This window comes from Mucilaginibacter sp. (assembly GCF_041660805.1).
Lineage (GTDB): Bacteria > Bacteroidota > Bacteroidia > Sphingobacteriales > Sphingobacteriaceae > Mucilaginibacter.
Map to the genome: position 1 here is coordinate 46,441 of NZ_JBAZVP010000029.1, position 12,576 is coordinate 59,016.

11 protein-coding genes are annotated in these 12,576 nt (G+C 39.9%); 5 read left to right on the forward strand and 6 right to left on the reverse strand.

Annotation, left to right across the window (positions count from 1 at the left end; genetic code table 11):
- Positions 1–538 precede the first annotated feature (538 nt).
- Complete coding sequence (locus WC743_RS23365) at positions 539–3,709, forward strand: ATP-dependent DNA helicase (RefSeq protein ID WP_373015975.1); 3,171 nt, start codon at positions 539–541, stop codon at positions 3,707–3,709.
- A 116-nt stretch (positions 3,710–3,825) separates the two neighbouring features.
- A complete protein-coding gene (locus WC743_RS23370) occupies positions 3,826–5,169 on the forward strand; it encodes a M20/M25/M40 family metallo-hydrolase (RefSeq protein WP_373015976.1) in 1,344 nt (447 codons plus the stop codon).
- Here WC743_RS23370 and WC743_RS23375 read toward each other — a convergent pair whose 3' ends face one another.
- The 5 genes from WC743_RS23375 to WC743_RS23395 all read right to left on the reverse strand — a co-directional run bounded on the left by WC743_RS23375 (position 5,170) and on the right by WC743_RS23395 (position 8,172).
- Positions 5,170–5,406 (reverse strand): PLD nuclease N-terminal domain-containing protein, encoded by a 237-nt coding sequence (locus tag WC743_RS23375; protein WP_373015977.1) that lies wholly within the window; start codon positions 5,404–5,406, stop codon positions 5,170–5,172.
- Positions 5,407–5,699: 293 nt separating this feature from the next.
- Positions 5,700–6,149, reverse strand: coding sequence for a hypothetical protein (locus tag WC743_RS23380; protein ID WP_373015978.1), 450 nt, complete (start codon positions 6,147–6,149; stop codon positions 5,700–5,702).
- A gap of 122 nt (positions 6,150–6,271) precedes the next feature.
- Entirely contained in the window at positions 6,272–7,069 is a 798-nt protein-coding gene (locus WC743_RS23385) for an ABC transporter permease (RefSeq protein ID WP_373015979.1), read from the reverse strand.
- A 3-nt stretch (positions 7,070–7,072) separates the two neighbouring features.
- A complete protein-coding gene (locus WC743_RS23390) occupies positions 7,073–7,972 on the reverse strand; it encodes an ABC transporter ATP-binding protein (RefSeq protein ID WP_373015980.1) in 900 nt (299 codons plus the stop codon).
- Positions 7,966–8,172 (reverse strand): hypothetical protein, encoded by a 207-nt coding sequence (locus WC743_RS23395; protein WP_373015981.1) that lies wholly within the window; start codon positions 8,170–8,172, stop codon positions 7,966–7,968. The genes WC743_RS23390 and WC743_RS23395 overlap by 7 nt, the downstream gene beginning before the upstream one ends.
- Before the next feature lie 227 nt (positions 8,173–8,399).
- Here WC743_RS23395 and WC743_RS23400 point away from each other — a divergent pair, with 227 nt between their 5' ends.
- From WC743_RS23400 to WC743_RS23410, 3 genes are read left to right on the forward strand one after another with little or no spacing between them, the layout of a single operon-like run.
- Positions 8,400–9,410 (forward strand): sensor histidine kinase, encoded by a 1,011-nt coding sequence (locus WC743_RS23400; protein WP_373015982.1) that lies wholly within the window; start codon positions 8,400–8,402, stop codon positions 9,408–9,410.
- A gap of 2 nt (positions 9,411–9,412) precedes the next feature.
- A complete protein-coding gene (locus WC743_RS23405; protein ID WP_373015983.1) occupies positions 9,413–10,141 on the forward strand; it encodes a LytR/AlgR family response regulator transcription factor in 729 nt (242 codons plus the stop codon).
- 10 nt (positions 10,142–10,151) lie between these two features.
- Positions 10,152–10,754, forward strand: coding sequence for a hypothetical protein (locus WC743_RS23410; protein ID WP_373015984.1), 603 nt, complete (start codon positions 10,152–10,154; stop codon positions 10,752–10,754).
- Positions 10,755–10,779: 25 nt separating this feature from the next.
- On the opposite strand, the gene WC743_RS23415 is transcribed toward WC743_RS23410, so the two are convergent.
- Complete coding sequence (locus tag WC743_RS23415; RefSeq protein WP_373015985.1) at positions 10,780–12,192, reverse strand: RNA methyltransferase; 1,413 nt, start codon at positions 12,190–12,192, stop codon at positions 10,780–10,782.
- Between the last annotated feature and the right edge of the window lie 384 nt (positions 12,193–12,576).

Below are 12,576 nucleotides of genomic sequence, written 5' to 3' on the forward strand. Positions count from 1 at the left end.
TTCGGTGAGGACACCGAAACCGGAGTTCATAACCCATTGTCGGTGTCCTCACCGACAACTGCTTTTTTGTTAAGTATGTTTCGGTGAGGACACGGAAACCGGAGTTCATAACCCATTGTCGGTGTCCTCACCGGCAACTGCTTTTTTGTTAAGTATGTTTCGGTGAGGACACGGAAACCGGAGTTCATAACCCATTGTCGGTGTCCTCACCGGCAACTGCTTTTTTTGCTAAGTATGTTTCGGTGAGGACACCGAAACAGGGGGAGGTTGAAACCCATAACCCAAGCCCTTATTGTCGGTGTCCTCACCGGCAATCCTCCCCACCCTCTTTGCACAGCAGAGAGGGTCGACCGGCGAAGCGTAGTCGGGGTGAGTAAATTTTTTTGCGCGATGGGATTTGCCATTCCGTCCCTGGGGAAGGTGGAGGAAGGGGTTTATAAAAGCGGCGAACCCCTCCCTGCCCTCCCGAGGGAGGGAATTATTAGCTACGGGCTGTTCTCCTCATCGCCCGCAATTCCTTATCTTTACTCTTACAATTATGCAATCTCCACTCAATAAATACAATATCAAATTTCAGGAAGCGCTGGCGGGTTTAAACCCCGAACAATTGGCGGCTGTAAATAAAATGGATGGCCCGGTACTGGTAGTTGCCGGCCCGGGTACGGGTAAAACGCAGATCCTGGCCGCGCGTATTGGTAAGATCCTTGTGGATACCGATGCTTTGCCAAATGAGATACTGTGCTTAACCTATACCGATGCAGGGGCGGTTGCCATGCGCAAGCGCTTGTTTGAGTTTATTGGTCCAGATGCTTATCGCATCAACATATATACTTTTCATGCTTTTTGTAACGAGATAATTCAGGAGAACCTGGAGTATTTTGGCAAGCTGAATTTAGAGGCATTGTCTGATCTGGAATCGGCTATGTTGTTTAGGGAGCTGGTAGATGATTTTGATAACGAACATTTGTTAAAGCGCTTTACCGGTGATATCTATTATGATGCACCGCGACTGAAAAACCTGTTCTCTACCATGAAACGTGAGAACTGGAACGAGGCATTGATTGAACTGGCGGTTAAAGAATATTTGGATGACCTGCCCAACCGGGATGAGTTTATTTATAAAAGGGCAAACCCTAAAGCTGGTATCAAAATAGGCGACCCGAAACAAAAGGATATAGACAAAGCTCATGAAACCATGAGTAAGATGCTGGCGGCAGTAAACGAATACAAACGATATGATGCCAAAATGAAAAGCCGCGGCCGTTATGATTATGACGACATGATCATTTGGGTGCTGAAGGCTTTCCGCGAGAACGAAGAGATTTTGCGCAAATACCAGGAACGTTACCAATATATTCTGGTAGATGAGTTTCAGGATACCAGCGGCTCACAAAATGAATTGCTGAAATTTTTATTGAACTACTGGGAAACGCCAAACGTATTTGTGGTGGGCGATGATGACCAGTCGATATTTAAGTTTCAGGGGGCAAACATGAAGAACATTCTTGATTTTGCCGGTGATTATGTGGATGCCTTGCATACGGTTGTGTTAAAGCATAACTATCGTTCTAATCAGCATATCCTGGATATTTCACGTGCACTAATTAATAATAACCAGGAGCGTTTAACAGCACAACTCAGGCTGGATAAAAACCTGCAGGCATCGCATCCGCGTTTTAATGATCTGGTTGTTGAGCCGGTAATTAAAGAGTACGAAAACCCCGATCAGGAGTTGGTTGATGTTGCCCTGCAAATAAAAGAACTGGTAGCAATAGGTACCGAACCCGGCGAAATAGCGGTTATTTATCGTAACCACAGCCAGGTTGAGGAATTGCTGCATTATTTAGATGCCCAGCAAATTGCTGTAAACACCAAGCGTAAAATTGATATCCTTACCCAGCCTTTTGGCGAAAAGATAGTGAACATACTGCGTTATCTGGCCATGGAGCTCGATTCGCCTTACAGCGGCGATGAGTTGTTGTTCGAGATCTTGCATTATGATCTGTTTAATATTAAGCCTATTGAAATTGCAAAGGCCAGTATAGCGGTATCAAAAGAAAACTTTGCTACTGCAAGTAATAACTTGCCTAAAACATCATTGCGCCGTTACATCAGCGAAATGCGGATATCCGCACAGCCCGATCTGTTTGAGGGGCAGAAGAATGTAGAGATGAAATTTCTCATTAATGATATTGATGAGTTGTTAAAATCGGCTGTGAGCGTAACGCTGCAACAGTTTTTTCAGGATGTGATAGCCAAAATGGGTATCCTTAAATATATTATGCAGCAGCATGATAAAGGGATGTATATGCAGGCACTTACCAGTTTCTTTGATTTCCTGAAAGACGAGAGCCGTAAGAATCCGGAAATTAAACTGGCCGATCTGATTTACACCATCGATTTGATGAAGAAAAATAACATCAGGTTAGATCTCAATAAAGTTATCTTTTCTGATAATGGGATCAACTTTTTAACAGCACATGGCTCTAAAGGGCTGGAGTTTGAGCATGTATTTTTTATAGGTTGCGATAAAAAAACATGGGATAGCAAAGGCCGCAACCACGGTTTTAGCTACCCGGATACGCTGACCGGGGCCACATCTGACGATATCGCTCAGAAGGAAGAGGCCCGTCGCTTGTTTTATGTAGCTATTACCCGTGCCAAGCAATGCCTTAATATTTCATATGCGGGTAAAGACAAGAAAGGCAAGGATCAGGAACCTTCGCAATTCATAGGGGAGATTTTGGCGGATACGCATCTGCAATTAAAATTCCCAAAAGTGAGCAGCGATGACATGATGGGCTTTTTTGTTACGCAGTTTAGCGAAGCCGATAAGCCGGTTGTTGAATTGCTTGACAGGAACTACATTAATCAGTTGCTGCAAAACTATACCTTATCAGTAACGCACCTGAGTAATTACCTGGATTGCCCGCTGAGGTTCTACTTCCAGTGTTTAATTAGGGTGCCGTCAGGTAAAAGTCCGTCGGCTACGTTTGGGCAGGCGGTGCACTGGGCGCTGAATAAAGCTTTTAGAAAATTGCCGTTATACGATAATGAATTTATGCCTACAGAGGAGTTCATTAAGGAATTTCGGTGGTATATGTACCGCAACCGCGATTCGTTTACTAAGGATGAGTTTAAGTTACGGGTAGATTATGGCGATAAAATACTACCGCCTTATTACGAGCAAAATATTACAACATGGAACAAAGTTGCCCAAACCGAACGCAGCATAAAAAATATAGAGGTACAGGGCGTTCCAATTAAAGGTAACCTGGATAAGATTGAATTTGATGGCAAGCAGGTAACCGTAGTTGATTATAAAACCGGCCGTGTGCGTAACGCTAAAGACAAATTAATGCGCCCTACCAACGAGCAGATCAATGGCGGTGATTACTGGCGCCAGGCGGTTTTTTATAAAATACTAATTGATAATGACCACACGAACGATTGGGAAGTGATTAATACTGTATTTGATTTTGTTGAACCGGTTAAAGAAGGGGAGTACTTTAAAGAGAAGATAGTAATAACTCCGGATGATATTGAAACGGTAACCGGGCAGATAACAACTGTATACCAAAAGATAATGAACCATGAGTTTAGTACAGGTTGCGGTAAAAAGGAATGCGACTGGTGCCATTTTGTAAAAAGCAACTTTAAACAACCAGGAGGGATGTTAGAATTTGCTGAGGGGGAAGAAGTAGAATAGCCACAGAAAAGAGATTTCGTACCTTGTTTAGGTAAGTAATTGATTTTTTATGTAAAATGTTTGTTAAGGCTAATTGTCACGCCCTATACATTGAATTTTATTTTTACATTGCTTTTATGAAATATCCTAAACTTTTCATCCTCTTATTCATAACCGTTTCAGCATCGGCACAAACCACCATTAAGCAGGATGCATCAATAAAGCAAATGATTGATGAGGTATCCTCAAAAAACATTGAAGCTATTGTACGTAAGCTGGTAACCTTTAAAACAAGGCATACCTTAAGTGATACCGTTAGCAAAACCGAAGGCATTGGTGCTGCCCGTAACTGGATAAAAGCAGAATATGAAAGATATGCTGCGGCATCAAACGGGCGGATGAAGGTAGAGTTTGATGAGTTTGTGCAGCCAAAAGGCAACCGCATAGATAAACCAACACCCATGAAAAACGTGTTGGCTATATTAAAAGGAACAGATACTGCAGATAAGCGCATTTATATTGTATCAGGGCATTACGATTCACGGGTTACAGATGTAATGAACATAAAATCTTTCGCCCCTGGTGCGGTTGATGATGCATCGGGCACGGCCGTTTCAATGGAATTGGCAAGAGTGATGGCAAAGCGTTCGTTCCCCGCTACTATTATATTTATGGCCGTTGTGGGCGAGGAGCAGGGATTATACGGGTCTACAAACGTAGCTAAACGCGCGAAAGCCGAAAACTGGCAGGTTGATGCCATGCTAAATAATGATATTGTAGGCAATACCTACGGTATGGAAACAGGACTGAAAGATAATCGTAGCGTGCGCGTTTTCAGCGAAGGCGTCCCGGCTGTTGAAACAGAAAGACAGGCCTCAACCCGTAATTCTGTGGGTGGTGAAAATGATAGTCCGGCTCGTGAGTTGGCCCGTTATACTAAAGAAATTGCCGAACGATATGTTGATCAACTGGATGTAAAGCTGATCTATCGGCGCGACCGTTACCTGCGCGGAGGCGATCATACCTCATTCTCTCAGCAGGGTTTTACTGCAATCCGCATAACAGAAATGAATGAGGATTTTAACCGCCAGCATCAGGACATCCGTAAAGAGAACGGAGTAGATTATGGCGACCTGCCAGATTTTGCAGATTACGACTATATTCAAAAGGTGGGGCGCATGAACCTTTCTGTATTGGCTAACCTTGCTACAGCCCCTGCCGAACCGCAGGCAGTAAGCATTGTTACCAGTGGCCTTACCAATAAAACCCAATTAAAATGGGAAGCACCAAAAGGCAAAGCACCCGCAGGTTATTATGTATTAATGCGCGAAACTATCAGTCCGTTTTGGGAAAAGAAATTTTATGCCGCCGGTACAACGGCTACAATAGCTTACTCTAAAGACAATTACTTGTTTGCTGTACAATCAGTAGATGCAGAAGGGCATGAAAGTTTACCGGTGTTCCCTAAGCCAGCACGTTAATTAAACTTTTAATGTTGTTTTGCCGCGGCCCACTGCCAGGTAAGTAAAAGCACCAACAACCGGGATAAGTAAAACGATCATCGCCCAAAGTACTTTATTGTTTTGATCCTTGCTTGAGCGTATAATATCTAACACGCAAAACACGCCAATTATAGGGTAACACATTACTATTAGCCAAATAAAGATCATTAAGATCGTTTCTGCTAAACCCATATTAAGGAATAGTAATGTGCTCATAATTAATGTTTTTACTAATATAAATATTTTTAGTATTTATTCAAATATCATTATAGGCACATTATTATTGAGATTTTTAAGCCTGAAAAAGGAATAAGAGAGACACAAATGTCAATAATAAGAGAGACACAAAATATTGTGTCTCTACTGGGGAGGGTGTAGATATTAATAACAAAAACCCATAATGGTGCTTTATAAGAATAATTCCGTTTCCTTATCGCCATTCAATAACCATTGTTCGGGATTATTGTAAATATAAGCCCTTATATTGTCATACTCCCGTTCATCACGAATTACCCGGTCATGATATTTTGGCTGCCAATTAATTCAATATTATTACTGGTTGCATATGCTTTCACCGACGCTTTATAGCCCCTGATAATCGATGCTAAATTTTGGCTTTGCGCGCCAAATTTATTCGTTTGCCAATCTTCTTTATCTGGTTTATTGATAAATAAGATACCGTGTATGTGGTTTGGCATAATCACATATTCATCAACTTCAACAAAATTGAAATGTTTAGGGATGTCCAACCAATTCTTTTCAGATACTTCGCCAATGCAAGTTTTCTGTAGAGACGCGATATTTTGCGTCTCTTGACTTGCATTTGAAATAACGTCGCCCAAATAAGGTAACCTGCCTTTAGTGCAAATAGTTACAAAATATAAACCATGTGAGCCATAATCCAATGAAAGTCTTCGTGCAGGTGCTGTTCTATATTTGTTTTTAAATTTATCATCCATAAAACGTAGAGACGCAATATTTTTGCGTCTCTTAATGTAAAGATAATTTTAGGAAAAGATATTCAGGGTAAGTAAAGAGAGACACAATGTCAATAATAAGAGAGACACAAAATATTGTGTCTCTACTTTATACTCTTTTTGAGCACGATAAAGTAGCCTACAAAAAAAACTACAACTGCCACACCCAGGCTTACAAAAACATCTTTAGTAAACATATCTATTTGGAGGTTTCTTGTCTGGTCGTTGTTATGTTTTATCATGCTGCTTAAGGCCGCCATGGGGTGTGCATAGGGAAAGGCGTAACTATATTCCCAGTTTTTTGAGGCCGCAATTACACCTATGATTGTTGCAACGAAACCAATTCCCATCGGTTTTAAAAAATCGGCCCATAGTAAGCTGAATAAAAATTGTATGGATAGGATACCTAATGATGATAAGAACAGTTTAAAATAGATCTGTAAGATCTGCTGCTCCATATGGTAGTTGTTAAACTTAAGCTCGGGCTTTAAAATGCTTAGCAGGTTACCAAAACCAATTGTAAATAAAGCAAATAATGCAAGGCATAAGAACACCAGGAACATCGCATAAAAAAACTTTGCCCCATAAACAGACCACCTTGATATTGGCAGGCTAAATAGCGTTTTCCAGGTATCGGCCTTATGTTCTACACTGTTTACAGAATAAGCGATAAATATGGTATACATCGGTAACAGTAATGTCCCCATTATGCCAAGGCTTACCATGGCAAATTGCACCCACAGCATCATGGGTTGCATCATAATAAACTTTTCGCTTTTAGTATAAAATATGGTAAAAGCTAACACGCTTATAAGTAACGGCAATAAAATGGCGCACCAAAAGCTAAGCGTTTTACGGGTTTTATAAAATTCAGATTGAAATGATAGTAGAAATCCCTTCATGTATTAATTGCTTTTGGTAATATCTAAAAATAATTTTTCAAGATCCTTTTGCTGTTTGTTAATGCCGAATACGGTTATACCGTTTTGTACAAGCAGGGAATTGATTTGGCCTATTTGTTGCTTTGAAGTGAATGGAAGATATAAACGTTCGTGGTTAATATCATTCACAACAAAATCATGACGTTTTAAAAGGTTTGCAGCATCAACAGTATTATCAGTCTCAATTTGAACCTGTGGCTGGCTTATACCTTCAAGATCCTTAATACTTCCCTGGAACAACAATTCACCCTGATTAATGATACCTACATGCGTAGCCATCCGCTCTATTTCGGATAACAAATGGCTCGATATAAAAACAGTTTTACCATGTTCCTGTACCAAACGCATCATTAATTCCCGTATTTCGATAATGCCATTAGGGTCAAGTCCGTTGGTGGGCTCATCCAGTATTAAAAGTTTAGGGTCACTTAATAAAGCAAGAGCAATGCCCAGGCGTTGTTTCATGCCTAAAGAATACTGACCGGCTTTTTTGTGCGCGGCATTAGTAAGCTGTACCAGTTTAAGCATTTCATCAACCCGGTTTTCGGTTACCTGTAACAGCATGGCGCGGTTTAGTAAATTTTCTTTCCCGGTAAGGTGATGGTATATGGCAGGCTGCTCAATAAGCGAACCTATTTGTGATAGTATATTAATGCGGTTGCTTTGCAGCTCCTGCCCAAAAATATGAATGCTGCCTTCCTGTATTTTTAACAGGTTAAGCAGCATTTTTATAGTAGTGGTTTTGCCAGCCCCATTTGGCCCTAAAAAACCGTAAATACTTCCTGCAGGTACCTGCAGCGATAATGATTTAACCACCTGCTGTTTGTCAAAGCTAAATGATAAGCCTTCGGTACTTATTACCATACTTTCTCTTGTGCAATTGAGCAAACAGCTTTTACCAAACCTACACCTTTAAAGAACAGTGATGTTGCCTGTACTGCAGATGCATGATTGTCATTTTGTTTCTTTTGTTCAAACTGATAGCTAACACCCATAATGATGGCAAAAAATACTGGAGCCAATAATAAGATGAATGGATTTGAATTTGAAACTAACTTTTTCATTGTGTGATTGTTTTGATAGAACAAAGGAATACTAAAAAAATTAAGTGCTAAAAACATTTAGACCAACGGGCATCCTTTGTAGATGAACGGGTTATTATGGCGTTTAACCAGTTCGTCGGTTTAAAATGCCCGTTCATCTAAAAAAATACGGTCTAACATACAATCAGCACATTTAATAATTATCAAAATGCTACTTTAGGTGCTGTAAGTAAATTATTAAGTAATTAATGAAAAGAAGCTGGCAAATATTCTGGCATACATTATTTTGGGTAAGTGTTATATCCTTCTTTATTTTTATAGCACATAATGGTGGCAAAAGCACCATGCAAATGCTTTTTATTGTATTTGTAGTGTATGGTATAGTTAATATTGGCTTGTTTTACTTAAACTACCTGGTACTCATCCCCCGTTTTTTAGATAAAAAGAAGTATAAAATATATGCATTATATGTAATAAGCGCTATTATAATCATCGGCTTATGCAAGTATGGTTTGGCTATAGCATTTAAGCCTATAACATATGTACGTATGCATAAGCCCATTGGCTTTTGGCAATACTCCTTTAGTACCTCGTTCACCAGTATTATTTTTATATTTTTAAGTACAGTTTTAAAGTTCACGGTTGATTGGTTCCTGAACGAACGCATCCAGCGCGATCTGGAAAACCAACGCTTAAGTGCCGAGTTGTCTTTCCTTAAATCGCAGATCAATCCGCATTTTTTATTCAACTCCTTAAATAGTATTTACTCGCTGGCCTACCAAAAGTCTGATACCACACCCGAAGCTATTTTAAAACTATCGGAGATTATGCGGTACATGCTTTATGAGTGTAATGATAATAAGGTAGAGCTGGCCAAAGAGCTGCAGTACCTGCATAACTATATCGACCTGCAAAAGATCCGTTTTGGCAACAAAGCTTTTATTGATTTTGAAGTGAACGGCGAAATTAACAATCAATACATTGTGCCGTTATTGCTGATATCTTTTATAGAGAATGCCTTTAAACACGGCATAGCTAATGACCCTATTATGCCAATAAGCTTAAAAATAAATATTGAGGATGGGAAGCTGTACTTTTTTATTCAGAACAAAAAGCACTCGCATAACCGTGATGCATCCGGTGGGATAGGCTTAATGAATGTTAAACGCCGGTTAGATCTTTTATACCCCGGAAAATATAATTTAGATATTCGTGACGAAACGGATACTTACACTGTTCAATTATCCTTAGTTTTATAACCATGATAAGATGCCTTGTAGTTGATGATGAGCCCCTGGCTTTGAACATACTGGAAGATTACATTTCCAAAATGCCTTTTTTGCAATTAATAAAAGCCACAACCAACCCAATTGAGGCTCTTACATTAGTGCAGCAGGGAGATATTGACCTGGTGTTTTTAGATGTGCAAATGCCGGAACTTACCGGGATCCAATTTTTGCGCATAGCAAACGGTAAAGCAAAAGTGATATTAACCACGGCTTACCCGCAATACGCGTTAGAGGGTTATGAATTGGATGTAGTTGATTACCTGTTAAAACCAATAGCGTTTGATAGGTTCTTTAAATCGGCACAAAAGGCACAGGGTATTATACAGCCCGCCGCCGCTAAACCCGTTGCACAGGCAGAGCCCGCGCATAAAGATGATTTTTCGAACGATTTTATATTTGTTAAAACCGAGCACAAAATTCAAAAAGTTTACCTGCACGATATTTTGTTTATAGAAGGATTGAAGGATTATATCTCCATTTTTACCCCTGCCGAGCGTATTATTACCCTACAGAATATGAAAAAGATGGAAGATGCCCTGCCCGAAAAGCATTTTATACGTGTGCATAAATCATACATTGTATCTATTAACAAGATTGACAGCATAGAACGCAGCCGTATCTTCATCGGCGATAAAATTATCCCGGTAGGCGATACCTATCGCGAAGATTTCTTCAAGATAGTTGACGGGAAGAATATATAGTACATTTAAAATGAAGTTTCCATACCTATTCGTTATCCTTCTTATTGCAAACTTGTCGGGTAAAGCTCAATCTGCTACTGGCAAAGTCGCCACAGTAGACTCAGCACTTTCAAGTTTAAAAAGCAAAAAAGCAGCTATTGATAAGTATGTAGATGCTCACAAAAAACAGATGGGTGTTTTTGTTAAGGCACCTAACAAAAAAGCCTTAATAAGAGTTTACAATGAGAAATGGCCCGAAGAAATAGAATATACCTATAATATAATAAAAGATAAAGCCGGCAAGATTATCTATATTTTACAAACACCATTTAGCGAAAGCGGAGACTGGGATATATTGTATGAGCACTATTTTGACGAAAGTGGGAACGTTTTTGCGTTTTTTAGAGTTGAATCTATTTTTGATGATAATGTAAAAGGCGGCGTAGTCCGCAATAAGCTTTTAAAATACTATAACAAAGATTTTAAAGTTGTTAAGCAAAACAACTGGCTTACGGATACGAACGGCGGCATTGTTAAAGCAAATGCAAACACTTTCAATTTCCGTGGTTATAATTACACAATCTATAAAAACTTAGCCGAATGTTTAAAGGGCTATAATATCAAAGCTTTTTAAATGCCCCCCTTCAGGGGCCTGGGGGCTACTGCTGCGTCATTATCCTTATCTCTTTCGGATAATAATTATTGATCCTGTTCGGCAGCAACTTGGCCCAACCTAAAGCATGCCCTTCATAGGTCATCAAGCTCCAGCCCTTACCTGTAATAGTTATATCTATATTATCCCTGCGCAAATATTGTATAGCTTGTTCCTTATTTAAAGGAGTAGATAATACTGCATCCTTATTAATAGCAAGGCTTAAAGCCAGTTCATGGTCAGGTATCAGATCGTTTCCGGCCAGTTTGCCAATCCGCACGCCCGATTTTTTGATATATAGGTGCCGGTGTAAAATATTAAGGCTTTCCTTGTGTTCCCGGTTAATGGCCAGCCAGTCATCATTCACTTTAAAAAAGTAAAAATCGTCCGCATTATTAATATAGGCTTTTATCAGTTCCATTTCTTTGGCCGGTAGCTTTTGCTGCCCGTTGTTTTTATAGTTTGATAACCCGCCGCTGCTTGTCTTTTTACGCAGGCAGCCTGCAAACAAACCTTCGCCTTTTACCTTACCCGGATAAAAGCGATAACCCCATGCTTTTTTCACGGGTGATTCTGTTTCAACAATACCCCACTCCTTATATATAGGTATGCGCACACTTTCAAGGTCAAACTCTGTACATAGCCAATCCAGTATATCCTCATTCTCCTGGTGCGAATAAGAGCAGGTACTATATATAAGGTATCCGTCTTCCTTTAGTGCCGGATAAATGTCGGCCAATATCCGTTCCTGCCGCTGATGGCAAAGGTTAACATTCCCTTCGCTCCATTCATTCATAGCAGCCGGGTCTTTCCTGAACATGCCCGATCCGGAGCATGGCGCGTCAACCAGCACAATATCAAAAAAACTATGGATGCTGTTAAAATCCTTTGGGTCGTTATTGGTTACTATTACGTTTGATGTTCCCCATCTGTTAAGGTTATCTGTTAATATAGGTACACGTGTTTTAATGATCTCGTTTGCCACCAGCAGGTCGCTACTCGCTAAAGCGGAGTTTAACAGGGTGCTTTTACCGCCGGGAGCCGCGCATAAGTCTAAAACTTTTACGGGTTCGTCCTTTTCAGCTCGGATGGTTTTCATGATATGATCAATAAACATTGACGATGCCTCCTGTACATAGTAAGCGCCGGCATGAAAAAGCGGATCAAAGGTGAAAGAAGGGCGGGTATTTAAATAAAAACCCTGTGCGCACCAGGGCACTTGCTCATCTGTTTTTATAGTAGCAGGCTTAAATGGGTTAATTCTGATAGAAGTTAAAGCAGCTTCAGACTGATGGGCCTCAACAAAATTTTGACGATCAAAGCCTGGTTCATGCTCTAATGACTCTAAAAAACGCGCCGGGAAAGTGTAATTATCCATATCAGTTTCAAACTTACGCAAATTTTTACGCTGCAAATTCATTGTTATAATATAGCTGCAGGCACTTATTAGGGGCAAACAGGTGTTTCTGCTGAGGATATTTGAACGGCTTTGGCTTTAGCTTTCAGCGAGTTATATAATTGTTTCAATTATTTGAAAATTTCTTTGGGCTGATAGGTGTTTTCTCCTTACATTTGTATCCGCTCAAAGAAAAAGGGCGTTGTTTTTTGAAGATTTAGCGAATAAAAAATATTTAAATAAAAGTGAAATTTAACTTGACAGAGATACAAATTATTTGCACCTTTGCAGCCCGCAAAAGAGGAAACGAAAATGCGGTTGTGAATTGAAAAAGCGGCTTTAAAATAATAAAAAATAAAGTTTGCAAATTCAGAAAAGGTTTCTACCTTTGCAATCCCAAAACGAGGG